The sequence below is a fragment of the Profundibacterium mesophilum KAUST100406-0324 genome (assembly GCF_009835145.1).
GTDB classification, from domain to species: domain Bacteria; phylum Pseudomonadota; class Alphaproteobacteria; order Rhodobacterales; family Rhodobacteraceae; genus Profundibacterium; species Profundibacterium mesophilum.
The window spans coordinates 144,963-168,050 of record NZ_APKE01000026.1; the positions used below are offsets into that span (position 1 = coordinate 144,963).

20 protein-coding genes are annotated in these 23,088 nt (G+C 67.6%); 18 read left to right on the forward strand and 2 right to left on the reverse strand.

Translation table 11 applies throughout. From position 1 onward, the window contains the following. Positions 1-328: 328 nt before the first annotated feature. Entirely contained in the window at positions 329-547 is a 219-nt protein-coding gene (locus PMES_RS11565; protein ID WP_159965842.1) for a DUF1127 domain-containing protein, read from the reverse strand. 1,402 nt (positions 548-1,949) lie between these two features. Between PMES_RS11565 and PMES_RS11570 the strand changes: the two genes are divergently transcribed. The 8 genes from PMES_RS11570 to murD are packed head-to-tail and all read left to right on the forward strand — an operon-like array spanning position 1,950 to position 11,031. Further along, positions 1,950-2,462 carry a division/cell wall cluster transcriptional repressor MraZ gene (locus PMES_RS11570; RefSeq protein WP_159965843.1) on the forward strand — a complete coding sequence of 171 codons (513 nt, stop codon included), beginning with the start codon at positions 1,950-1,952 and terminating at the stop codon, positions 2,460-2,462. Beyond that, positions 2,462-3,466, forward strand: coding sequence for a 16S rRNA (cytosine(1402)-N(4))-methyltransferase RsmH (rsmH, locus tag PMES_RS11575; RefSeq protein WP_159965844.1), 1,005 nt, complete (start codon positions 2,462-2,464; stop codon positions 3,464-3,466). Before PMES_RS11570 ends, rsmH begins: the two co-directional genes overlap by 1 nt. Positions 3,467-3,469: 3 nt before the next feature. Next, positions 3,470-3,829, forward strand: a complete 360-nt coding sequence (gene ftsL, locus PMES_RS11580) for a cell division protein FtsL (RefSeq protein WP_159965845.1) — start codon at positions 3,470-3,472, stop codon at positions 3,827-3,829. Then, positions 3,826-5,613: a peptidoglycan D,D-transpeptidase FtsI family protein gene (locus PMES_RS11585; protein ID WP_159965846.1), complete on the forward strand. Its 1,788-nt coding sequence runs from the start codon at positions 3,826-3,828 to the stop codon at positions 5,611-5,613. The genes ftsL and PMES_RS11585 overlap by 4 nt, the downstream gene beginning before the upstream one ends. A 14-nt stretch (positions 5,614-5,627) precedes the next feature. After that, complete coding sequence (locus PMES_RS11590; protein WP_159965847.1) at positions 5,628-7,112, forward strand: UDP-N-acetylmuramoyl-L-alanyl-D-glutamate--2,6-diaminopimelate ligase; 1,485 nt, start codon at positions 5,628-5,630, stop codon at positions 7,110-7,112. Further along, positions 7,109-8,536 (forward strand): UDP-N-acetylmuramoyl-tripeptide--D-alanyl-D-alanine ligase, encoded by a 1,428-nt coding sequence (locus tag PMES_RS11595; protein WP_159965848.1) that lies wholly within the window; start codon positions 7,109-7,111, stop codon positions 8,534-8,536. Before PMES_RS11590 ends, PMES_RS11595 begins: the two co-directional genes overlap by 4 nt. A gap of 1 nt (position 8,537) precedes the next feature. Next, the gene (gene mraY / locus PMES_RS11600) at positions 8,538-9,620 is read left to right on the forward strand and encodes a phospho-N-acetylmuramoyl-pentapeptide-transferase (protein ID WP_159965849.1); all 1,083 of its coding nucleotides are present in this window, start codon (positions 8,538-8,540) and stop codon (positions 9,618-9,620) included. Position 9,621: 1 nt separating this feature from the next. Continuing rightward, positions 9,622-11,031 carry a UDP-N-acetylmuramoyl-L-alanine--D-glutamate ligase gene (murD, locus tag PMES_RS11605; RefSeq protein ID WP_159965850.1) on the forward strand — a complete coding sequence of 470 codons (1,410 nt, stop codon included), beginning with the start codon at positions 9,622-9,624 and terminating at the stop codon, positions 11,029-11,031. A gap of 67 nt (positions 11,032-11,098) precedes the next feature. Here the strand turns inward: murD and PMES_RS11610 are convergent, their stop codons facing one another. Then, entirely contained in the window at positions 11,099-12,322 is a 1,224-nt protein-coding gene (locus tag PMES_RS11610) for a BaiN/RdsA family NAD(P)/FAD-dependent oxidoreductase (protein WP_159965878.1), read from the reverse strand. A 293-nt stretch (positions 12,323-12,615) separates the two neighbouring features. Here PMES_RS11610 and PMES_RS11615 point away from each other — a divergent pair, with 293 nt between their 5' ends. The 10 genes from PMES_RS11615 (at position 12,616) to ftsZ (ending at position 22,874) form a co-directional block, all read left to right on the forward strand. Beyond that, positions 12,616-13,782 carry a peptidoglycan glycosyltransferase FtsW gene (locus tag PMES_RS11615; RefSeq protein WP_159965851.1) on the forward strand — a complete coding sequence of 389 codons (1,167 nt, stop codon included), beginning with the start codon at positions 12,616-12,618 and terminating at the stop codon, positions 13,780-13,782. A gap of 4 nt (positions 13,783-13,786) precedes the next feature. Next, complete coding sequence (gene murG, locus PMES_RS11620) at positions 13,787-14,947, forward strand: undecaprenyldiphospho-muramoylpentapeptide beta-N-acetylglucosaminyltransferase (RefSeq protein ID WP_201288992.1); 1,161 nt, start codon at positions 13,787-13,789, stop codon at positions 14,945-14,947. Then, entirely contained in the window at positions 14,944-16,380 is a 1,437-nt protein-coding gene (murC, locus tag PMES_RS11625; protein ID WP_159965852.1) for a UDP-N-acetylmuramate--L-alanine ligase, read from the forward strand. The genes murG and murC overlap by 4 nt, the downstream gene beginning before the upstream one ends. After that, on the forward strand, positions 16,380-16,643 hold the full coding sequence (locus PMES_RS11630; RefSeq protein WP_159965853.1) for a DUF2484 family protein: 264 nt from the start codon (positions 16,380-16,382) through the stop codon (positions 16,641-16,643). Before murC ends, PMES_RS11630 begins: the two co-directional genes overlap by 1 nt. After that, entirely contained in the window at positions 16,640-16,918 is a 279-nt protein-coding gene (locus PMES_RS11635) for a DUF2484 family protein (protein ID WP_159965854.1), read from the forward strand. The genes PMES_RS11630 and PMES_RS11635 overlap by 4 nt, the downstream gene beginning before the upstream one ends. A 4-nt stretch (positions 16,919-16,922) precedes the next feature. After that, positions 16,923-17,870 carry a UDP-N-acetylmuramate dehydrogenase gene (murB, locus tag PMES_RS11640; protein WP_159965855.1) on the forward strand — a complete coding sequence of 316 codons (948 nt, stop codon included), beginning with the start codon at positions 16,923-16,925 and terminating at the stop codon, positions 17,868-17,870. Between the two features lie 100 nt (positions 17,871-17,970). Further along, the gene (locus PMES_RS11645) at positions 17,971-18,885 is read left to right on the forward strand and encodes a D-alanine--D-alanine ligase (protein ID WP_159965856.1); all 915 of its coding nucleotides are present in this window, start codon (positions 17,971-17,973) and stop codon (positions 18,883-18,885) included. After that, positions 18,873-19,763: a cell division protein FtsQ/DivIB gene (locus PMES_RS11650; protein ID WP_159965857.1), complete on the forward strand. Its 891-nt coding sequence runs from the start codon at positions 18,873-18,875 to the stop codon at positions 19,761-19,763. Before PMES_RS11645 ends, PMES_RS11650 begins: the two co-directional genes overlap by 13 nt. Further along, positions 19,764-21,098, forward strand: coding sequence for a cell division protein FtsA (gene ftsA / locus PMES_RS11655; protein WP_159965858.1), 1,335 nt, complete (start codon positions 19,764-19,766; stop codon positions 21,096-21,098). It abuts the gene before it with no gap. A 177-nt stretch (positions 21,099-21,275) separates the two neighbouring features. After that, complete coding sequence (gene ftsZ / locus PMES_RS11660; protein WP_159965859.1) at positions 21,276-22,874, forward strand: cell division protein FtsZ; 1,599 nt, start codon at positions 21,276-21,278, stop codon at positions 22,872-22,874. Positions 22,875-23,088 lie beyond the last annotated feature (214 nt).

Sequence of the window (23,088 nt, forward strand, 5' to 3'; positions counted from 1 at the left end):
AGGTGAACGCCGCCGCTCTGGCAACGCGGACGCCCTAGGGAGGAGGAGCGGACGCCGCGTATCTCGGTCGGACCATGTCGGCCCGAAATGTGCCCGGTGCGGCGACGTCCGGGACTGGCAACGCGGTCGCCCTAGGGAGGAGGAGCGGACGCCGCGTATCTCGATCAGGCCATGTCGGCCCTTGGAAGTGGTGCACCGGCGATATCCGGGAGGAGGTAGATATCGCCGTTCTGCACCTGCGAAAACCCGGGAGGAGGGAGAGGTTCCGCAATTCATTGCCGACTGCTGCCGGATGTCGCAGGCGGCCCCATGGACCGCGTGCGAGGGATTACTTTACCTGGCGAGCCGCGTCAGCCGCGATGGCGCGGATCGAGGAGCGGTGCAGGCCGAGATCGGCCAGTTCGCGGTTCGACAGCTCGGACAGTTCCGAAACGGTCCGGCGGAACATACGGTAGCGCGCCCAGCGGCGGGACAGGTCTGTGGAGATCGTGCCGAAGCCGTCGAAGAAGGAGTTACCGGCGGTCCGGGTGGTGTTCATATAAGCCATCATGAGCCTCGTTCGTTTGAAGCGGCGCCGGGTGGTAGCGCTCGCCGTTGACCCAAATGTAGGCACATGCTGCATCCGCACAATCCGACAAATACTCAATGCCGCCATGCAGCAAATGCATATGTATTACTGACCTATTATTGACGGTTCCCCGAGTGATGCTTCGGCCCGGCGACGCTTCTATCCTCATGCAGCGTGTTTTCGAGTAATCGTCCTCAGGATTACTGCCACAGTGTTAATAATGCGCTGCTGCAATCCCATGGTTTCGTGGCGAGGGGCGATCTTCGACGGGTGACTTCGGGCCGGTTCGGACCTTGTCACGTCTTTTCCATTGTCGCTGTGCAAACGGGGGGATGGATATGGTCCATCGCGCTGCCATACGGGGCAGGCGTCACCTGCACCTGCACCTGCACCTGCACCTGCCCCTGCTTCCCAAGCGCGCGCCTGGGGGTAATGCCTTTCTGCTCAGATCATCTCCTAGAATGAGAGGGAGCGTCTCATGCTAGAATGAGAGAGAGCGTCTCATGATCCGTAAGGAGCCCGGTGCCAACTGCCCGTTCATGGGAGCACATGGGACGAACCCGTGCAAAGCACCACGGCGGCCCGAATGGCAGGCCCCTACATCCGGCGATAAGGGACGCCACATGGTCTCCGCTACCAGAAGTCGTGCTGCGCGCGGATTCGATCGCAAGAATCAGTGGCATGCCTGTATGATTCTACCGAAGGTCCGGGCTGCACGGCCACTGATGGATCGATAACGGTATGAAAATCTGACCTATTCGTCGAAAAACATGCCGAAAAGTTGAAGTCTTGGGAAACGGCATTGTTCCGGGATTGCTTACGGAGCCGTTAATATCGCGACAAGACTGACCGAAAAGTCATGGAACAATTTTGCAACTGGCGCAGTTATTAATGGCCGGAGCTGCGGTTGATTTATAGTTTTCCATCGCCAGTCTCAATCAGCCAAAATCCCCCCGAACACACAATATATAGTCATAAATCATGTATACAATCCATATATAATGGGTTGTCTGTGTGCTTTGCGATGACAATCCGAGGGCCCAAGATGCGCAAGGCAGGGCATACAGTTGGAGAAATTGTCTTGCTTCCCACGAGTTCCCATGGCATCCCTTTATTCATCGAAGAGCAGGACACACGAGGCATCAAGACCTCAGCGACGGCAACGATAACAGAGGCTTACAAGGTTTCATACAGGCACCCCCTTAACTTCGAGAACATAGAATCCGGCGCATGGGCAAGCAGACATCCCCCCATGATGGCACATGCAGTCGGACATCCCCGGAAACGGGACGAGGGCGGCGATCCGAACAGTGGCAGCAGTTCGGGTCGCCGTTTCTCGTTTTGAAGGTCCGATGCAGGACAATGGACAGGAGAAACCTCCGTGCTTGGAGTGTTCATAGGCGAACACGACAACAAGATCGACGCCAAGGGCAGGCTGTCGATCCCGGCGGAATTTCGCCGGGAGCTGGAGGATGCGGACCCCAAGTGGGAAAGCGGCAAACCCGCCCGCATGGTCATCGTCTACGGCGATGAGCGTCGCAACTATCTCGAAGTCTTCAGCGTGGCGGATCTGCAAAGGGTCCATGCTCAGATCGCGACACTCCCCCGCGGCTCGCGCAAGCGTGCCGAGCTCCAGAGACTCTATGCCCATCAGGTCGTCATGGCGACGGTCGACGAGACCGGGCGCATCGTCCTCGGCTCGAAGCTGCGCGGCAAGCTCGATCTCAAGGACAGGGCCCTCGTCGTGGGCAATGGTGAAACCTTCATGATCTGGCAGCCCGAGACCTATGAAAACGACGCCATGCCCGGCCTGATGGAGGAGGATGACTTTGATCCCACCCTCGACCCCTCGACCTGGCTGCCCGGTGGCGGCGGTCCGTTGATGGACCTTTGATGGACCAGGAGCGGGCCAATGCGGAAGGGGAGGACCAGGCGCCCCATATCCCCGTGCTTCTGGCGCCGCTGCTCAAGGCGGTGACGCCTGTCTCGGGGCGTTGGCTCGACGGCACCTTCGGGGCAGGCGGCTACGCGCGCGGCCTTCTGGCCGCCGGCGCGGCGCAGGTCATCGGGGTCGACCGGGATCCCGCGGTCTTCGAGATGGCGCAGGATTGGGCGCCGGAGTTCGGTGACAGGCTGCGGCTCGTCGAGGGGACATTCGGTGATCTGGACGAGCATGCCGGCGGGCCGCTCGACGGCGTGGTTCTCGATCTCGGTGTCTCCTCGATGCAGCTCGATCAACCCGAACGCGGCTTCTCGTTCCGCAATGACGGCCCGCTCGACATGCGCATGGGTCCCGGCATTCCCTCCGCCGCCGATCTCATCGCGCGTATCGAGGAGGAGCCGCTTGCCGATATCCTCTACCATTACGGCGAGGAGCGCGCCTCGCGCCGGATCGCCCGTGCGATCGTGCAGGCGCGCGCCGTGGAGCCGGTGACGACGACCCGGCAGCTGGCCGCCATCGTCGAGCGGTGCCTGCCGCGCCCCAAGCCCGGCCAGAGCCATCCGGCGACGCGGAGTTTCCAGGCGATCAGGATCGCGGTGAACGACGAGTTCGGGCAACTGGTCGATGGCCTCGAGGCGGCCGAGCGCGCCCTTGTGCCGGGCGGGCAGCTTGCCGTCGTCAGCTTCCATTCGCTGGAGGACCGCATCGTCAAGCGATTCTTCCAGGCCAGGAGCGGCGGTGGCAGCACCAACAGGCACGTTCCCGCGACGGCAGAGGAGGCCCCGCGTTTCACCAGGACGGGCAAGGGGATCAAGGCCGATGCGCAGGAGCTCGCGGTCAATCCGCGCGCCCGTTCGGCACGGCTGCGCGTGGGCACGCGCAGCGATGCGCCTGCCGGTCCCGTGGATCGCGGCCGCCTCGGAATGCCACGCTTCGACATCAGGGAGACCAGCTGAGCCATGCGTTCGATCTTCTACGTCCTCTCGGCCCTCGCCGTCATGGGACTGGCCTTCTGGGCCTATTCCGAGAATTACGCGACGCGCGAGGCGCTCGGCGAGGTGGATGACCTGCGCGCGCAGATCGCGCAGGGCCGCGAATCGCTTTCCGTCCTGCGCGCCGAATATGCCTATCTGAGCCGGCCCGAGCGGTTGCAGACCTTGGCGGATATGAATTTCGACCGGCTCGGCCTGTTGCCCCTGCTGCCCGAGCAATTCGCCACGATCGATCAGATCGCCTATCCCGCTGCCGCCGATACCATCCTCCTCGACCCGATCGAGGTCTCGAGCGACGGAATGCTCACGGAGGAGGCCACGGAATGACCCGCATCCCCCTCCGGCCCCTGGCACGTGTCCTGCGGGCGCGCGATCGCGGCGAGAACCCCGATACGATCGAGCGCGAGAATCTCCGGCTGCGCCACGAGGCGATGCGCGACCGCGACCGCACCCGCGCCGAGGGGCGGCTGCTGGTCCTGTCGATCTTCTTCTTCGCCGTCTTCGCCGTGGTCGGCGCGCGCATGGGTTTGATGGCCTCCTCCGCGGGATCGGAGCCGCGCGCACGCGCCGGCGGGGCCGCGATCACCGCGCAGCGCGCCGATATTACCGACCGCAACGGCCGGGTCCTCGCCACCAACCTGAGCACCTTTTCCCTCTATGCCCAGCCGCCGCACATGGTCGACAAGGAGCGCGCGGCACGCGAGCTGGTGAAGATTTTCCCCGACCTGGATGAGAAACGCCTCGTCGAGGATTTCACGGGCAGCCGCAAATTCCTGTGGATCAAGAAGAAGCTCTCGCCCGAGCAGAAGCAGGCGGTGCATGACATCGGCGATCCGGGGCTTCTTTTCGGCCCGCGCGAGATGCGCCTCTATCCCAACGGCGCGCTTGCCGCGCATGTCCTTGGCGGCGCGAGCTTCGGCCGCGAGGGGGTGCATTCGGCGGAGGTGATCGGCATCGCCGGCGTCGAGAAGGCTTTCGACGGCTACCTGCGCGACCCCGAGAATGGCAGCCCGCTGCGCCTGTCGATCGACATGACGGTGCAGACCGCCATGCGCCAGGTGCTTTGGGGCGGAATGCGCCTGATGAACGCCAAGGGCGCGGCCGGCATCCTGATGGACGCGCATAGCGGCGAGATCATCTCGATGGTCTCCTTGCCGGATTTCGACCCCAATGACCGGCCCCGGCCACTGCTCAAGGGGGACGCGGCCGACAGTCCGCTCTTCAACCGGGCGGTGCAGGGGGTCTACGAGCTTGGCTCGACCTTCAAGATCTTCACCACCGCGCAGGCAATGCAGCTTGGCCATGTGAACGAGAACACGCTCGTGGACGCCGACGCGCCGATGCGCTGGGGCCGTTTCCGCATCAAGGAATTCGAGAACAAGAATTACGGACCGCTCCTGTCGGTCACGGACGTGATCGTGAAATCATCGAATGTCGGCACCGCCAAGATGGCGCTGCAGATCGGCGGCGAGCGCCAGCAGGATTTCCTGCGCAAGCTGGGATTCTTCGATGCGACACCCGTCGAACTGGTCGAAGCGCCCGGTGCCAAGCCGCTTTTGCCGCCGAACTGGTCCGAAATCGTGACCATCACCGCCTCCTACGGGCACGGCTTCTCCGCCTCGCCCCTGCACCTGGCCACCGCCTATTCCTCGCTTCTAAACGGCGGCACCCTGGTCACGCCGACCCTGCTGGCGCGCGACAAGGTCGAGCCGGGACCGCGCATCGTCTCCGAGCGGATCAGCCGCGTCTCGCGCGAGATGCTGCGCGCGGTCGTGGTGCGCGGCACCGCGAGCTTCGGCGAGGTTCCGGGCTACGAGGTCGGCGGCAAGACCGGCACCGCCAACAAGCCCAAGACGGACGGGCGCGGCTATCACCAGGACAAGAACATCAACACCTTCGCCAGTGTCTTTCCGGTCAGCGATCCGCGCTACGTGCTTGTCGTCACCCTCGACGAGGCCTCCGACAATACGGGGCCGAAGCCGCGCCGCACCGCCGGCTGGACCGCGGTTCCCGTCGCGGCGGAAGTGGTACGGCGCACCGCGCCCCTGCTGGGCCTGCGACCGAAGATTGAACCCGCCGAGGCTTCCGCGCTAACACTCACCTCGAACTGAGGGAGAACCGCGTCATGGCACAGACTGCAAAATCGCTGGCCGAGCTGGGGCTGACCGCGCCGGGCGGAGGGGAGGTGCGGATCACCGGGATCGCCTCCGACACGCGCGATGTCGCGCCGGGCCATCTCTTTGCCGCCCTGCCGGGAAGCCGCGAGCACGGCGCCCGTCACATCGAGGCCGCCCTCGCGGCAGGGGCGGCGGCGATCCTGACCGACCGGGAGGGCGCGCGCATTGCCGCCGAAGGGCTCGCGGCGGCCGATGCGGTGCTGATCACCGCCGAGGATCCGCGGCAAACGCTGGCATTGACGGCGGCCCTGTGGTTCGGACGGCAGCCCGAGCTGGCCGTCGCGGTGACCGGCACCAACGGCAAGACATCCGTGGCCAGCTTCACGCGCCAGATCTGGACGCTTCTCGGGCTCGATGCGTGCAATCTGGGCACGACAGGAGTGGAGGGGGCCTATAGCGCGCCTCTCGTGCATACCACGCCCGACCCCGTGACGCTGCACAGGGTGCTCGCGGAGGCGTCGGCGCATGGGGTGACCCATGTCGCGATGGAGGCCTCCTCTCACGGGCTCGACCAGCGCCGGCTCGACGGCGTGACCCTCGCGGCGGCGGCCTTCACCAATTTCACCCAGGACCATCTCGACTACCACGCCAGTTTCGATGCCTATTTCGCCGCCAAGGCCGCGCTCTTTGCCCGTGTTCTGCCGGAGGACGGGACGGCGGTGGTCAATCTCGACGATCCCCGCGGGGCCGAGATCGCCGAGATCGCGCTGCGCCGCGGGCAGGACCTGATGACGGTGGGCCGCGGGCCGGAGGCGGCGCTGCAGATCACCGGCCAGCGGTTCCACGCCGCGGGGCAGGACCTGCGTTTTTCATGGAACGGCGTGCCGCAGCAGGTCGCGCTGCAGCTCATCGGCGGCTTCCAGGCCGAGAACGTTCTTGCCGCGGCCGGCCTCGTGATCGCCAGCGGCGTCGAGCCGCGCGATGTCTTTGCCGTCCTGGAAGGGCTTTCGACGGTGCGCGGCAGGATGCAGCTTGCCGCGATGCGCGACAACGGCGCGGCCGTCTTCGTCGACTACGCCCATACCCCCGCCGCCCTTGCCACCGCCCTCGCCGCGCTGCGGCCGCATGTCATGGGGCGGCTCATCGTGGTCTACGGGGCCGGCGGCGACCGCGACCGGGGCAAGCGGCCGCTGATGGGGCGGGAGGCGGCCGCGCATGCCGATATCCGCATCGTCACCGATGACAATCCCCGCAGCGAGCAGCCCGCCGCGATCCGGGCCGAGATCCTCGCCGGGGATGCGGACGCGGTCGAGGTGGCGGACCGTGCCGAGGCGATCCTGCGCGGGGTTGACAGCCTCGGGCCCGGAGATGCCCTGCTGATCGCGGGCAAAGGGCACGAGACGGGCCAGACCATCGGCGACGACGTCTTCCCCTTCGACGACAGCGAACAGGCGAGCATGGCCGTGGCCGCGCTCGACGGGCGGGTGTCATGAGCCTCTGGACATCGGCGCAGGCGGTTATCGCCACGGGCGGCAAGGCCACGCGGGCCTGGTCCGCCAGCGGCATTTCGATCGACACGCGCACCCTGCGGCCGGGCGATCTCTTCGTGGCGCTCAAGGCGGAGCGGGACGGGCATGATTTCGTCGCCGCGGCGCTGGAGAAGGGCGCCGCTGCCGCGCTCGTCAGCCGCCGGCCCGATGACGTGCCGCCCGACGCGCCGCTTCTCGTCGTGCCCGATGTCCTTGCCGCCCTCGAGGCGCTGGGTCGGGCAGGGCGTGCCCGCTGCACGGGGCGCGTCGTCGCCATCACCGGCTCTGCGGGCAAGACCTCGACGAAGGACATGCTCGCATCCGCCCTTCCGGGGCAGGCGGACCTCCATGTCGCGCAGGCAAGCTACAACAACCACTGGGGCGTGCCCCTTACCCTTGCGCGGATGCCGCCGGACACGGATGTCGCGATCATCGAGATCGGGATGAACCATCCCGGCGAGATCGCGCCCCTCGCGCGCATGGCACAGCCGCATATCTGCATCGTGACCACGGTCGGGGCCGCCCATCTCGCGGCCTTCGGCTCGATCGAGGGCATCGCGCGGGAAAAGGCGGCCATCTTCGACGGGTTCGCCGCGCAAGGCACGGCCATCGTGAACGGCGATCTGGAGGTCACGCCGATCCTCCACGACGCGGCGCGCGCGCATGACGCCGCCATCGTGCATTTCGGGCAGGGCGAGGATTGCGCGCTGCGTCTGGAACAGATGCGCATCGCCGGGGGCTGCACGGTGGTGCAGGCCCGGATGGAGGGCGAGGAGCTGATCTTCAAGATCGAGACCACCGGCCGGCACATGGCGATGAACGCGCTCGCCGTGCTCGGCGCGGTGCGGGCGCTCGGTGCGGATGTCGCGCTCGCCGCGCATGGCCTTGGCAGCTGGCGCCCGACCCAGGGGCGCGGCACGCGCGAGCGGGTGGTCCTGGATCTCGTGGACGATCATCTCTGGATCGATCTCATCGATGACGCCTTCAACGCCAATCCCGCCTCGGTCTCCGCCGCGCTCGAGATGCTGGCCGCCAGCGAGCCGGCGCCGGGCGGGCGGCGGGTGGCCATCCTTGGCGACATGCTCGAGCTCGGGCCGGACGAGGCCGCTCTGCATGCGCGCCTGGCCGAGCATCCCGCGCTTGCGCAGATCGATGCCGTCCATTGCCTGGGGCCGCGCATGGCGGCGTTGCACGAGGCGCTTCGGGACGGTGTGCGCGGGATCCACACCGCCGACGCGCAGACCATGGCGCGGGAGCTGACGAGCCTGATCGCCCCCGGCGACATCGTGCTCGTCAAGGGCTCGAAGGGCATTCGCGCGTCGCATGTTGTTGACGTGATCCGCAATCTGGGCCAACGCCACGGGCTCATGCACCAAAAGGCCGACTGACATGCTTTTCTGGATGACGGAGCTTTCCGATGGTGGCGGCGTCTTCAACCTTTTCCGCTACATCACCTTCCGATCCGGCGGCGCCTTCTTCACGGCGCTGGTCTTCGGGTTCCTCTTCGGCCGTCCCCTGATCGACTTGCTGCGCCGCAGTCAGCAGCATGGTCAGCCGATCCGCACCGACGGTCCCGAGGGCCATATCGGCAAGGCCGGAACCCCGACCATGGGGGGCGTGCTGATCCTGGGCGCGGTGATCCTGTCGACCCTCCTTTGGGCGCGGCTCGACACGCCCTATGTCTGGATGGTGCTCTTCGTGACGATCGGCTTCGGGCTGATCGGCTTCGCCGACGATTATGCCAAGGTCTCGCGCAACAACCACAAGGGCGTGCCGGGCCGGACGCGCCTCGCGCTCGGTTTCACCATCGCCGGGATCGCGGCGGCCTGGGCGGTCTGGTTCCATCCGCCAGAACTGACCAACCAGCTCGCCGTGCCGATCTTCAAGAACCTGCTGGTGGACATGAGCTTCCTCTTCATCCCCTTCGCGATGTTCGTGATCGTCGGCGCGGCCAACGCGGTGAACCTCACCGACGGGCTCGACGGGCTGGCCATCATGCCGGTGATGATCGCGGCAAGCGCGCTGGGCGCCATCGCCTATGCCGTCGGGCGGGTGGATTTCACCGATTACCTCGAGGTGCATTATGTACCCGGAACCGGCGAGATCCTCGTCTTCTGCGCTGGTCTGATCGGTGGGGGGCTCGGCTTCCTGTGGTACAACGCGCCCCCCGCGGCGGTCTTCATGGGCGATACCGGAAGCCTTGCGCTCGGCGGCGCGCTCGGCGCGATCGCGGTCGCGACCAAGCACGAGATCGTCCTGGCAATCGTCGGCGGGCTCTTCGTCGTCGAGGCGCTCTCGGTCATCATCCAGGTCTTCTACTTCAAGCGCACCGGCAAGCGGGTGTTCCTCATGGCGCCGATCCACCACCATTTCGAGAAGAAGGGATGGGCCGAGCCGCAGATCGTGATCCGCTTCTGGATCATCTCCCTCATCCTCGCCCTGATCGGGCTCGCCACGCTGAAGGTGCGCTGACATGATCGCGGTGCGCGGTCACGAGGGGCGCCGGGTGATGGTGCTCGGGCTCGGGCGCTCCGGCCTCGCGGCGGCGCGCGCGCTCGAGGCGGGCGGCGCGCAGGCCCTGTGCTGGGATGACGGGCCGCAGGCGCAGGAGGCGGCGCAGGCCGAGGGGTTGACGCTGCACGACCCGAACCGGGCGGATGCCTTTGAAGGGGTCGATGCGCTGATCGTCTCGCCCGGCATTCCGCATCTTTATCCCGCGCCGCATCCCGCGATCATGGCCGCGATGCGCGCCGGGGTTCCCATCGACAACGATATCGGCCTTTTCTTCCGCTCCGTCGCGACCCCGGACTGGGAGCGGTTCGACACCCTGCCGCGGGTGATCGCGATCACCGGATCGAACGGCAAGTCGACGACTTCGGCCCTGGTCCATCACATCCTGCAATCGGCGGGACGCCGGGCGCAGCTTGCCGGCAACATCGGGCGCGGCGTGCTCGACATCGACCCGCCCGGCGAGGGGGGCGTCGTCGTGCTCGAGCTGAGCAGCTACCAGATCGAGCTGGCGCGCGCCCTGACCCCCGATGTCGCCGTCTTCACCAATCTCACCCCCGACCATCTCGACCGTCATGGCGGGCATGGAGGCTATTTCGCGGCCAAGCGCCGGCTATTCGCCGAGGGCGGACCGGACCGCGCGGTGATCGGCACCGACGAGCCCGAGGGCCTGTTCCTGGCCAACCAGCTTGCCGAGGGGCTCGCCGACGACCGGCTCATCGCCGTGGCCACCGGCCGCCGTCTGCGCGGACCGGGCTGGTCGATCTACGCGCATAAGGGGCATCTGGTGGAATGGCGCAAGGGACGCCAGGCGGCCAGCATCGACCTGCGCGAGATCGCCGGGCTCCCCGGAACGCACAACCATCAAAATGCCTGCCATGCCTATGGCGCGCTCAGGGCGATCGGCATGTCGCCGCGCGTCATCGAGGCGGGATTGCGCGATTTCGCCGGGTTGCCGCATCGCAGCCAGATGGTCGCGCAGATCGACGGCGTGCGTTATGTCAACGACAGCAAGGCCACCAATGCCGACAGCGCCGCCAAGGCGCTCCAGGCTTTCGGCAAGATCCGCTGGATCGCCGGGGGGCTCGGCAAGGAGGGCGGGATCGCCGCGCTCGCGCCCGTCACCGGCGGGGTGGCGAAGGCCTATCTCATCGGACATTCGGCGAGAGAGTTCGGGTTGCAGTTGGGGTCCGTTCCCTACGAGATCTGCGGCACGATGGAGGCGGCGGTCGCGGCGGCGCATCGCGATGCCGAGCCGGGCGAGACGGTGCTTCTGGCACCGGCGGCGGCGAGCTTCGACCAGTTCGCCGATTTCGAGGCCAGGGGCACGGCTTTCGTGGAACTGGTCCGGCGGTTGGAGCGCGGCGAAGGCTGATCCGGAGCGGAACGCCGTCGCCGCGTGCCGTATGGCGGACCGGCAGGCATGGCCGCGCGAACGGGGGTCAGGCCCCGCGCCGGGCCGTGCCGGCGGCGATTGCCGTGCCGGCGGCGTATCCCGAGGCCCAGGCCCATTGGAAATTGTAGCCGCCGAGCCAGCCGGTCACATCGACCGCCTCCCCGATCGCGTAGAGCCCCGGCATGGCCCGGGCGCGCAGGCTCCGGCTGTCGAGGCCGTCCGTGTCGATGCCGCCGAGCGTGACCTCGGCGGTGCGGTAGCCTTCGGTGCCCGACGGGATGAGCTTGCGCCGGCGCAAAATGTCCTCGAGCCGGGTAAGGGCCGCGTCCGGCAGATCGCCGACCCGGCCCTCGACCCCGGCGGCGGCGGCGAGATGGGCGGCGAGCCGCGCGGGCAGGGGGCCGGAGAGCAGTGTCGGGACCGTCTTGCGCCCGGTCTTGGCCCGCGCGCCGCGCAGCATCGGCAACACGGCGCCTGCGGGGTCGAGATCGATCGTCACCGTCGCGGTTTCGTTCCAGTAGCTCGAGGCTTGCAGGATGGCGGGGCCCGAAAGGCCGCGATGGGTGAAGAGCAGCGCCTCCTCGAAGCTGGCCGTGCCCGGCCCCTGGCCGGCGGTGACGCGCGCCGGGGCCGCGACCCCCGCCATCGGGGTGATCCAGTCGAGATCGGCGAGCCCGAAGGTCAGCGGGACGAGCCCCGGCCGGGTGCTGCGAAGCGAGAGACCGAACTGCTCGGCGATCCGGTAGGACAGCCCGCTCGCACCCATTTTCGGGATCGACTTGCCGCCTGTCGCCAGGACGAGATTGCGGCAGGAGACACGGCGGCGCTGTCCTTCGCGATCAACATCGATCGCGAAGCCGTCCGGCCCATGCGTGATGGCCCCGGGCTCGGCCCGCAGCCACAGCTCGGCTCCCGCGCCGCGCATTTCGGCAAGCAGCATCTCGACGATCTGGCGCGCCGAGCCGTCGCAGAAAAGCTGTCCCAGGGTCTTCTCGTGCCAGGCGATCTTGTGCCTTTGCACGAGATCGAGGAAGTCCCACGGGCCGTAGCGGCTGAGCGCGGACTTGGCGAAATGCGGGTTGGCCGACAGGAAATTTTCCGGCCCGCAGCCGGTATTGGTGAAGTTGCAGCGTCCGCCGCCCGAGATCCGGATCTTCTCGCCCGGCGCGCGTGCGTGGTCGATCACGAGCACCCTGCCGCCGGCATGGGCCGCGCACATCATCCCCGCCGCGCCGGCGCCGAGGATCACGGTATCGAATTCGTCCTGCATCATCATCCGGCGCTTCGAGCATGGGGCAGGGCGCTTGGCAAGTATTCTTGAAGGCGCCCCCGGCGGCCATCCTGTCCGGTGGCCGTGATCCGGGCCGCCCGTGCCGATTGCCGAAGGCCACTCCGCGCGGCATGAACGCCCCCCGGAATGCCACCCGCCGGGCGTTCGCGACAATCGAGCGGGCTTACCACAGTCTCGCCACTATCTTAGGTAGCGCCGCGAGTATTCTTGCGCTATCCTTGTAGGCAGACCCGGCAAACGGGCGAATCTGAGGCAGCACATAGCGGTATCCCATGACTGAAATGGTCTATGGCACGCTCCCTTCACGGGATGGCGAGCCGATTCTTCCCCGTTGGTGGAACACCATCGACAGATGGTCCCTGACCTGCGTTCTGTTGCTGTTCGGCATCGGCCTGCTTCTCGGGCTCGCCTCCTCGCCGCCCCTTGCCGAGCGCAACGGCTTCCAGTCCTTCCATTATGTCGAGCGTCAGACCTTCTTTGGCGGGCTTGCCATACTGGCCCTGATCCTGACCACCATGATGTCGCCGCAGCTGGTGCGCCGCCTCGCGGTGATCGGTTTCGTGTTCGCCTTCCTCGCGCTTCTGGGCCTGCCTTTCGCGGGGACCGATTTCGGCAAGGGCGCGGTGCGCTGGTACTCGCTCGGCTTCGCCTCGGTGCAGCCTTCGGAGTTCCTCAAGCCCGGCTTCGTGGTGGTCGCGGCCTGGATGATCTCATCCTCGCTGGACCTGAACGGGCCGCCGGGCAAGACGATGTCCCTCGCGCTGACCCTGCTGATCGTGGTCATGCTGGCGCTGCAGCCCGATTTCGGGCAGGCGAGCCTTGTCCTGTTCGGCTGGGGCGTCATGTGGTTCGTCGCCGGCGCCCCGATCATCCTGCTGATCGGTATGGCGGGAATGGTCTTTCTCGCCGGCACCTTCGCCTATAACTCGTCGGAGCATTTCGCGCGGCGGATCGACGGCTTCCTATCCCCGGATGTCGAGCCGACGACCCAGCTCGGCTATGCCACCAACGCGATCCGCGAGGGCGGGCTCTTCGGCGTCGGCGTTGGCGAGGGGCAGGTGAAATGGTCGCTGCCCGATGCCCATACCGATTTCATCATCGCCGTCGCGGCCGAGGAATACGGCCTCGTCCTCGTGCTGGCGGTGATCGCCCTCTATGCCACGATCGTGGTCCGCTCCCTGATCCGCCTGATGCGCGAGCGCGATCCCTTCATCCGGCTCGCCGGGACCGGCCTTGCCTGCATGTTCGGCGTCCAGGCGATGATCAACATGGGCGTTGCGGTGCGCCTTCTGCCCGCCAAGGGCATGACGCTTCCCTTCGTCAGCTATGGCGGCTCCTCGCTGATCGCCGGCGGGATCGCGGTGGGAATGCTTCTGGCCTTCACCCGCATCCGTCCGCAAGGCGAGATCGGTGACATCCTTCTGAGCCGCAGGAGCTGATCCGATGGCAAATGCGAAGGTCCAGGCCGGTGCCGCGCCCCATGCGATGATCGCGGCGGGCGGCACCGGGGGCCACATGTTTCCCGCCCAGGCCCTCTCGGAGGCGCTCCTGGCCCGCGGCTGGCGCGTGACGCTGAGCACGGATGCGCGCGGCGCACGTTATGCCGATGGCTTTCCGCCTGCCGTGGTACGCTCGGTCCTGCGCTCGGCCACCTTCGCGCGCGGCGGCCTGAAGGCGCGCCTTGCCGTGCCCGCGCGGATCGCCGCCGGCGTGTGGGGTGCCTTGCGCGTGATGCGCCGGGACCGCCCCGACATCGTGGCGGGCTTCGGCGGATACCCTTCCATCCCGGCCCTGTCGGCGGCGCGGCTCCTGGGCGTGCCGGCCATCATCCACGAACAGAACGGCGTTCTCGGCCGGGTCAACCAGCTCTTCGCGCGCCATGTCGCCAGGGTCGCCTGCGGGGTGATGCCCGAGCGAATGCCCAAGGGGGTGGAGGCCGTCCATACCGGCAATCCAGTGCGCGGCGCGGTCGCCGATCAGGCCGCCGCGCCCTATGCCGCCATGCAGGAGGGCGGGTCGCTCGAGATCCTCGTGATCGGCGGCAGCCAGGGCGCGCGCATCCTGTCGGATATCGTCCCCGAGGCGATCGGCGCCTTGCCCGAGGGGCTGCGCCGCCGCCTGAGCGTGGCGCAGCAGGCGCGGCCCGAGGATGTCGAGCGTGTGCGCGCGGCCTATGCCGCCAGTGGTATCCCGGCACGGATCGAGCCCTTCTTCGCCGATGTGCCCGAGCGCATGGCGCGCGCCGCGCTCGTGATCAGCCGGGCAGGCGCCTCTTCGATTGCCGATATCACGGTGATCGGACGTCCCTCGATCCTGATCCCCTTCGCCGCGGCCGCCTCGGATCACCAGACCGCCAATGCGCGCGCGCTGGACGCGGCGGGAGCGGCCAGCGTTCTGCGCGAAACGGGGCTCGGCTCCTCCGACCTCGCCGCCGAGATCGAGGCGATCCTCGCCGATCCGGCGCGGGCCGAGGCGATGGCCACCGCCGCCCGCGCCCTCGGCCGCCCCGACGCGGTGTCGCGCCTGCTGGCGCTTGTCGAAGAGGTGTCGGGCCGCGACATGCCGGACCGACCGCAACCTTCCCAGAATGGACTGAGCCGATGAACGCCGCCGCAACCAAGCTGCCCACCGAGATGGGCGCCATCCACTTCGTCGGCATCGGCGGGATCGGCATGTCCGGCATCGCCGAGGTGCTGCTCAACCACGGCTACCGCGTCCAGGGATCGGATCTGAAGCATTCCAAGATCACGCGGCGGCTCGAGGAACTCGGCGCGGTGATCTACGAGGGGCAGAGCGCCGACAACCTCGCGCAGGCGGAAGTCGTGGTGATCTCCTCCGCGATCAAGGCGGGCAATCCCGAGCTCGACGCCGCCCGCGCCCGCGGCATGCCGGTGGTGCGCCGGGCGGAAATGCTGGCCGAGCTGATGCGGCTCAAGTCGAACATCGCGGTCGCCGGCACCCATGGCAAGACCACCACGACCACGATGGTCGCGGCGCTGCTCGACGAGGGCGGGATCGACCCGACGGTAATCAATGGCGGCATCATCCATGCCTATGGATCGAATGCCCGCGTGGGCACCGGCGACTGGATGGTGGTCGAGGCCGACGAGAGCGACGGCACCTTCAACCGCCTGCCGGCCACGATCGCGATCGTGACCAATATCGACCCCGAACACATGGAGCATTGGGGCAGCTTCGACCGGCTGCGCCAGGGTTTCGTCGATTTCGTCTCGAACATTCCCTTCTACGGGCTGGCCGTCTGCTGCACCGATCATGCCGAGGTCCAGAGCCTCGTCGGCAAGATCACCGATCGGCGCGTCACCACCTTCGGTTTCAACGCCCAGGCCGATGTGCGCGCCATCAACCTGCGCTACGAGGCGGGTTGCGCGCATTTCGACATCGCGCTGCAGGCAGAAAAAAAGGTGATCGAGGGATGCGTCCTGCCGATGCCGGGCGATCACAATGTCAGCAACGCCCTTTCGGCGGTCGCGGTGGCACGCCATCTGGGCATGAAGGGGGCCGAGATCCGCAAGGCCCTGGCCGAATTCGGCGGCGTGAACCGCCGCTTCACCCGGGTTGGCGAGGTCGACGGCGTGACGGTGATCGACGATTACGGCCATCACCCGGTCGAGATCGCGGCCGTGCTCAGGGCCGCGCGGCAGGCCACGAGCGGCCGGGTGATCGCGGTGCATCAGCCGCACCGCTACTCGCGGCTGCATTCGCTCTTCGAGGATTTCTGCGGCGCCTTCAACGATGCCGATGTGGTCGCCATCTCGGAGGTGTTCTCGGCCGGCGAGACGCCGATCGACGGTGCCGGGCGCGATGATCTTGTCGCCGGGTTGATCCGGCATGGCCATCGCCATGCCCGTGCCATCGTTTCGGAGGATGATCTGGAGCGCCTGGTGCGCGAGCAGGCCGGACCGGGCGACATGGTCGTTTGCCTCGGGGCCGGCACCATCAGCACTTGGGCCAATGCCCTTCCGGACCGGCTGCGCCGGGCGGGCGTCACGAAACAGGTAAACAGGAGAACGATGTAATGTTGCCTTTAGTACTTGCCCTTGGATGGGCGCTCGCGGCGCTGGCCGTCATCAAGTTGCCGGCACGTCGCCAGCAGGCAGCCGGTATGATGCTGCTGATTTCGGGCGCGGCGCTCATCGGCTGGACATGGTGGCAGTTCGGTGGCTGGGAGGCCGCGACAATGGCGGTCGGCGCCATTTCCCTCTCCCGCAACCCGATCAAGCACCTGGAACGCTGGACCAGCTCGCAGATGGGCGCAACCGTGGAAGGAAGCAGCCGATGACCCCCTCTCTGATCGCCGCCTGCGTCTGGATGATCACCGCCAATGTCGCGGCCCTCATGCCAAGCCGGCACGGGCACTGGCCCGCGGCCATAGCGCTGATGACGGTCGGGTTGCCGCTTCTGGGCTGGACCGTGTTGCAGAACGGGCCGTGGATCGGCCTGCTGGTTCTGGGCTGCGGCGCGTCGCTGCTGCGCTGGCCGCTCTATTATGGTCTGCGCCGGGTGCTGCGCCCGCGCCAAGGCGGCGCCGCGGCCCCCGCCTTCGCGGCGGAATGATCCGATGGCCGGGCCGCTGATCGACCGCCTGCCGCAGGTCCGCGGCCGTCTCAGCCCGGCATTCGGGCTGGCGGCCGTGACCTGGCTGCGGGTCGGCGGGCCGGCGGAGGTGCTCTTCCAGCCCGCCGACCCCGAGGATCTCATGGCCTTTCTCGGCGCGCTCGATCCCGAGATCCCGGTCTTTCCCATGGGCGTCGGGAGCAATCTCATCGTGCGCGACGGGGGCTTGCGCGGCGTGGTGATCCGGCTCGGACGCGGCTTCAACGAGATCGCGGTCGAGGAGGGCGAGATCCGCGCGGGGGCCGCCGCGCTCGATGCGCATGTGGCGCGCAAGGCCGCCGATGCCGGGCGCGATCTGACCTTCCTGCGCACCATTCCCGGTGCGGTCGGCGGCGCGGTGCGGATGAATGCCGGATGCTACGGCGCCTATGTCTCCGACCACCTGGTCGGCGTCGACGCGATCACGCGGTCCGGCGAGCGCATCACCCTGCGGGCGGAGGATCTGCGCCTGGGCTATCGCAGCAGCGAGCTTCCAGAGGGCTGCGTGCTGACCGGTGCGCGTTTCGCCGCCGACCCCGCCGATCCCGAGACCCTGCATGCTCACATGCAGGGGCAGCTCGAGCGCCGCGATGCGACACAGCCCACGCGCGAACGCAGCGCCGGAAGCACCTTCCGCAACCCCTCGGGCGCCAGCTCCACCGGGCGCGCCGATGACAGCCATGCCCTGAAGGCTTGGAAGCTGATCGACGATGCGGGGCTTCGCGGCGCCAGGCGGGGCGGCGCGCAGATGTCGCCCAAACATCCGAATTTCCTCGTGAATGCCGATGATGCGAGCGCCGCCGACCTGGAGGCCCTGGGCGAGGAGGTCAGAGATAAGGTATTCCAAAACAGCCAGATTCGGTTAGAGTGGGAGATAAGGCGCGTCGGTGATCCGGCAGTGCCCGAACGCTGAGAAAAAGCAGATCACGAGACGCGCCCTCGGGGACGAGGCGCTGCGGCTCTAAACAAAGGCGGGGCCGATGAACGGCGCCGGGCAGGCACGAGTGGCGGTGATGTCGAGCAGGACAGCCTCCAATGTCGCCGTCCTGATGGGCGGACCATCGCGCGAACGTGCGGTGTCGCTTTCGAGCGGGCGCGAATGCGCGGCGGCATTGCGGAGCGAAGGATACCATGTGACCGAGATCGATGCGGGACCGGATCTGCCGGCCCGGCTCGTCGATCTGAACCCGGACGTCGTTTTCAACGCGCTGCATGGCCGCTGGGGTGAGGATGGCTGCGTGCAGGGTCTCCTGGAGTGGATGGGGGTGCCCTATACCCATTCGGGCGTGCTGGCCTCCTCACTCGCAATGGACAAGGAGCGCAGCAAGGAGGCGTTCCGGCGCGCCGGCCTGCCGGTCGTCCCATCGCTGCTCGCCTTCTCGCGGCATGTCTCCGCCAGCCACGTGATGGACCCGCCCTATGTGGTCAAACCCTATAACGAGGGCTCCTCGGTCGGCATCTATCTGGTGCGCGATGGGGCGAACGCGCCGCCGATCCTCGCCGATGACATGCCCGAGACAGTCATGGTCGAGCGTTTCGCGCCGGGGCGCGAGCTGACGACCACGGTGATGGGCGACAGGGCGCTGGCCGTCACCGACATCATCACCGATGGCTGGTACGACTACGATGCCAAGTACACCCAGGGCGGCTCGCGGCATGTCGTGCCGGCGCAGGTCCCCGCACAGATCCACACCGCCTGCCTCGATTACGCGCAGCGCGCGCATGACGCGCTCGGCTGCCGCGGCGTGAGCCGGACCGATTTCCGCTGGGACGAGAGCCGCGGGCTCGACGGTCTGGTCCTGCTCGAGGTCAACACGCAGCCCGGCATGACGCCGACATCGCTGACCCCCGAACAGGCGGCGCATTGCGGCATCGATTTCGGCGCGCTGTGCCGCTGGATGGTGGAGGACGCCTCATGCGATCGCTGAGACGCGGGGCGCAGGGTAGTGCCGCCCGGCGCGATCCCGCGCCATCGCGCCTGGCCTACAGGCTCAACCGCCTGGCCCTGACGCCCGCTGTCAGGCGCCTCGTCTCCACCGGCCTGCCGCTCCTTGGCGTGGCGCTGGCGGGGGCGGTCGTGATCGGCGATGCCGGACGCCGCGAGGCGATGCGCGACTGGAGCGACGAGCTGATCGAGACGTTCCAGAACCGCGAGACCTTCATGGTATCCGGGATGCAGGTCGGCGGCGCCTCCGGCCCGCTCGCGCGCGAGATCGGCGCGCTTCTGGGCATCCGGTTCCCGGTCAGCTCATTCGACCTCGATCTTGGCGAAATGCAGCGCACCATCGCCGCGCTCGACGCGGTGGAGGCGGCCTCGCTGCGGGTGCGCCCCGGCGGACAGCTGCAGATCGACGTGCGCGAGCGTCACCCGGCGATCATCTGGCGCAGTGCGGACGGGCTCGAACTGCTCGACCGCCGCGGTCACAGGGTCAAGACCGTCGAGGGGCGCGAGATGCGCCCCGACCTGCCGCTGATGGCGGGCGAGGGGGCCGGCGCGCGGACCGCCGAGGCGCTGGAATTGGTGGCGACGGGCGCGCTTCTGTCGAGCCGGATGCGCGGCCTTGCGCGGATCGGCGATCGGCGCTGGGACGTGATCCTCGATCGCGGCCAGCGAATCCTGCTGCCCGAGCGCAACCCTGTCGGCGCGCTCGAGCAGGTGATAGCGATGCAGCAGGCGCAGGATCTGCTGGGCCGCGATGTCGTGCAGGTGGACATGCGCATGGCCCGCCGGCCGACGGTGCGGATGCAGACGGGCACCGCCGGCGAATTGCGCAAGATCAAGCTCAGCGAATTGGGAGCCGACTAGATGACCGATCTCTACCAGTCCCAGCGGGCGATGCGTGCCATGCGGCGCGCCGCCATGCAGCGCGGGGTCATCGCGATCCTCGACGTGGGCACGTCCAAGATCGGTTGCCTGGTGCTGCGCTTCGACGGGCCGGACGGGTTCCGCGCCTCGGACGGGGTCGGCTCGATGGCGGGGCAGAGCGCCTTCAGGGTGATCGGTGCGGCCACGACGCGCTCGCGCGGGGTGCGCTTCGGCGAGATCGACGCCATGCAGGAGACGGAGCGGGCCATTCGTCTCGCCGTCCAGACCGCGCAGAAGATGGCGCAGATCAGGGTCGATCACGTGATCGCCTGCGTCGCGGGCGGCGCACCGCGCAGCTACGGCCTCGCCGGGCAGATCGATCTCGACGGGGCGCAGGTCACCGAGCAGGACATCGCCCGCGCGATGGCCTCCTGCGAGATGCCGCCGATCGGTGAGGGACGCGAGGTCCTGCATGCCCAGCCCGTCAATTTCGCCCTCGACCATCGCAGCGGCCTGAGCGATCCGCGCGGCCAGATCGGCCAGCAGCTCGCCTGCGACATGCACCTGCTGAGCGTGGAGAGCAACACGCTGGCCAACCTGATCCACTGCGTGAAACGCTGCGATCTCGAGCTCGCGGGGCTGGCGAGCTCGGCCTATGTCTCGGGGATCTCGAGCCTCATGGAGGACGAGCAGGAACTCGGCGCCGCCTGCATCGACATGGGCGGCGGCGCGACGGGCATGTCGATCTTCATGAAGAAGCACATGATCTACTCGGACAGCGTGCGGCTGGGCGGCGACCATGTGACCTCCGACATCTCCAAGGGCTTGCAGGTGCCGCTGGCCACCGCCGAACGGCTCAAGACGATCCATGGCGGCGCGATCGCGACGGGCGTCGACGATCGCGACCTGATCGAGCTGGGCGGCGAGTCGGGCGACTGGGAGCATGACAGGCGCACGGTCAGCCGTGCCGAGCTGATCGGGATCATGCGCCCCCGCGTGGAGGAGATCCTCGAGGAGGTGCGCATGCGTCTGGACGCCGCCGGGTTCGACCACCTGCCGAGCCAGCAGATCGTTCTCACCGGCGGGGCAAGCCAGATTCCCGGCCTCGACGGGCTCGCCCCGCGCATCCTCGGACAACGCGTCCGAATCGGCCGGCCACTGCGGGTCAGCGGATTGCCCGAGAAGGTCACGGGTGCCGCATTCGCAAGCGCGGTCGGTTTGTGTCTTTTCGCCGCCCATCCGCAGGATGAATGGTGGGATTTCGAGATCCCGGCGGACCGCTACCCGTCCCGTTCTCTGAAGCGCGCGGTAAAATGGTTCAAAGACAATTGGTAGGACACAGATGTTGAAGTGCATGCGAAATCCCGCCGATCTGTCAATTCGGCGCGTGAGGTTTTGCAGGGCGTTTGTGTTTTCAGGGTGACGCGAAAGCGCCGATTCTGTAGGATCGGCAATGAAATAAACGGCGGAAGGCCCTCGCTAGATGGGTCAGGCAAACAGGCGGACAAACCGATGACATTGAATCTCATGATGCCCCAGCAGGACGAGCTGAAGCCGCGGATTACCGTGTTCGGCGTTGGAGGGGCGGGCGGCAACGCGGTCAACAACATGATCGAGAAGCAGCTCGATGGGGTCGAGTTCGTCGTTGCCAATACCGATGCGCAGGCGCTGCAGCAGTCGCGGGCCCCGGCCAAGGTGCAGATGGGCGTGAAGGTTACCGAAGGGCTGGGCGCGGGCGCGCGTCCCTCCGTCGGCGCCGCCGCCGCCGAAGAGACGATCGAGGAGATCGTCGATCACCTCGCGGGTGCGCATATGTGCTTCATCACCGCCGGCATGGGCGGCGGCACCGGCACGGGCGCCGCGCCGATCATCGCGCAGGCCGCGCGCGAGCTGGGCGTTCTGACCGTCGGCGTCGTCACCAAGCCCTTCCAGTTCGAGGGCGGCAAGCGGATGCGCCAGGCCGAGGACGGGGTCGAGGCCCTGCAGAAGATGGTCGACACGCTGATCATCATTCCCAACCAGAACCTCTTCCGCCTCGCCAACGAGAAAACCACGTTCACCGAGGCCTTCGCGCTCGCCGATGACGTGCTCTACCAGGGCGTCAAGGGTGTGACCGACCTGATGGTGCGCCCGGGCCTCATCAACCTCGACTTCGCCGACGTGCGCGCGGTGATGGACGAGATGGGCAAGGCGATGATGGGCACCGGCGAGGCGGAGGGCGAAGATCGCGCCCAGCAGGCCGCCGAGAAGGCCATCGCCAACCCGCTGCTCGACGAGATCAGCCTGAACGGTGCCAAGGGCGTTCTGATCAACGTGACCGGCGGTCATGACCTCACCCTGTTCGAACTCGACGAGGCCGCGAACGTGATCCGCGACAAGGTCGACAGCGATGCCAACATCATCGTCGGCTCGACCCTCGACGAAGGCATGTCCGGCCGGATGCGCGTCAGCGTCGTCGCCACTGGCATCGATACGGTGAAGAAGAGCGGCGAAGAGCCGGGTCCGCGTCGCCGCATGGCCGAGCCGCTCGCCGCCCCGCGCGAAGAAGCCCCCCAGCAGCCCCAAGGCCAGGGACGCGGCGAAGTCTATGCCGCCGAGCCGCAGCGGGACTGGGCCGCGTCCGGCCGGAGCGAGTCGTTCCATGACCGCGAGACGCAGCGCCGCGTCGATCCGCAGACCGAGATGACCGAGGATGACGATGGCGGGTTGCCCGCGCCGGCCTACCGCCCAGAGCCTGCGCAGCCGGCAGCCGAAGCGCCCCAGCCGCGCCGCGCTGCCGGCTATCCTTCGCCGGAAGCCATGGAGCGCCTGCAGGCGGCCGTGCAAAAGGCGCCCTCGGCCGGCACTTCCGCAGGCGGTCAGTCTGCCAATCCCGGCCAGGGCCACGAGACGCCCAATGCCGGCGGATCGCGCCTCGGCGGCGGGATCAACTCGCTGATCAACCGGATGACCGGTCATCCCGAGCAGGGCGGTGAGCGTGCCGCGCATGGCCAGGCCGCCGCCGCGCGCCGCCAGGCGCCCCCGGTGCGGCGCTACGAGGAAGAGCCCGACATGAGCCCCGAGGAAGAGCGGATCGAAATCCCCGCCTTCCTGCGCCGGCAGGCCAACTGAGCCCGGGCAAAGGCTCACGATGATCGAGGAAAGAGCCGGCGCAAGCCGGCTTTTTTCCGTTTCAGGCAAAGACTTGCAAATTCTCGCAGGCGAATTGCGGCCAAAACCCGCCCAACTGCGCGCGCAATGTAACAATCGGTTGCACAAATTGTGTTGAGACATGGGAGCCTTGCGCCTAGCTCAGTGACACACGCTACCGCCTGTCCGGCCGTGG

Excerpts from the sequence above, each read along its gene's own strand:
- PMES_RS11565 (WP_159965842.1), bottom strand. The coding sequence starts at position 547 with ATGGCTTATATGAACACCACCCGGACCGCCGGTAACTCCTTCTTCGAC.
- rsmH (WP_159965844.1), top strand. The coding sequence starts at position 2,462 with ATGGACCAGGAGCGGGCCAATGCGGAAGGGGAGGACCAGGCGCCCCAT.
- ftsL (WP_159965845.1), top strand. The coding sequence starts at position 3,470 with ATGCGTTCGATCTTCTACGTCCTCTCGGCCCTCGCCGTCATGGGACTG.
- PMES_RS11585 (WP_159965846.1), top strand. The coding sequence starts at position 3,826 with ATGACCCGCATCCCCCTCCGGCCCCTGGCACGTGTCCTGCGGGCGCGC.
- PMES_RS11590 (WP_159965847.1), top strand. The coding sequence starts at position 5,628 with ATGGCACAGACTGCAAAATCGCTGGCCGAGCTGGGGCTGACCGCGCCG.
- PMES_RS11595 (WP_159965848.1), top strand. The coding sequence starts at position 7,109 with ATGAGCCTCTGGACATCGGCGCAGGCGGTTATCGCCACGGGCGGCAAG.
- mraY (WP_159965849.1), top strand. The coding sequence starts at position 8,538 with ATGCTTTTCTGGATGACGGAGCTTTCCGATGGTGGCGGCGTCTTCAAC.
- murD (WP_159965850.1), top strand. The coding sequence starts at position 9,622 with ATGATCGCGGTGCGCGGTCACGAGGGGCGCCGGGTGATGGTGCTCGGG.
- PMES_RS11610 (WP_159965878.1), bottom strand. The coding sequence starts at position 12,322 with ATGCAGGACGAATTCGATACCGTGATCCTCGGCGCCGGCGCGGCGGGG.
- PMES_RS11615 (WP_159965851.1), top strand. The coding sequence starts at position 12,616 with ATGACTGAAATGGTCTATGGCACGCTCCCTTCACGGGATGGCGAGCCG.
- murG (WP_201288992.1), top strand. The coding sequence starts at position 13,787 with ATGGCAAATGCGAAGGTCCAGGCCGGTGCCGCGCCCCATGCGATGATC.
- murC (WP_159965852.1), top strand. The coding sequence starts at position 14,944 with ATGAACGCCGCCGCAACCAAGCTGCCCACCGAGATGGGCGCCATCCAC.
- PMES_RS11630 (WP_159965853.1), top strand. The coding sequence starts at position 16,380 with ATGTTGCCTTTAGTACTTGCCCTTGGATGGGCGCTCGCGGCGCTGGCC.
- PMES_RS11635 (WP_159965854.1), top strand. The coding sequence starts at position 16,640 with ATGACCCCCTCTCTGATCGCCGCCTGCGTCTGGATGATCACCGCCAAT.
- murB (WP_159965855.1), top strand. The coding sequence starts at position 16,923 with ATGGCCGGGCCGCTGATCGACCGCCTGCCGCAGGTCCGCGGCCGTCTC.
- PMES_RS11645 (WP_159965856.1), top strand. The coding sequence starts at position 17,971 with ATGTCGAGCAGGACAGCCTCCAATGTCGCCGTCCTGATGGGCGGACCA.
- PMES_RS11650 (WP_159965857.1), top strand. The coding sequence starts at position 18,873 with ATGCGATCGCTGAGACGCGGGGCGCAGGGTAGTGCCGCCCGGCGCGAT.
- ftsA (WP_159965858.1), top strand. The coding sequence starts at position 19,764 with ATGACCGATCTCTACCAGTCCCAGCGGGCGATGCGTGCCATGCGGCGC.
- ftsZ (WP_159965859.1), top strand. The coding sequence starts at position 21,276 with ATGACATTGAATCTCATGATGCCCCAGCAGGACGAGCTGAAGCCGCGG.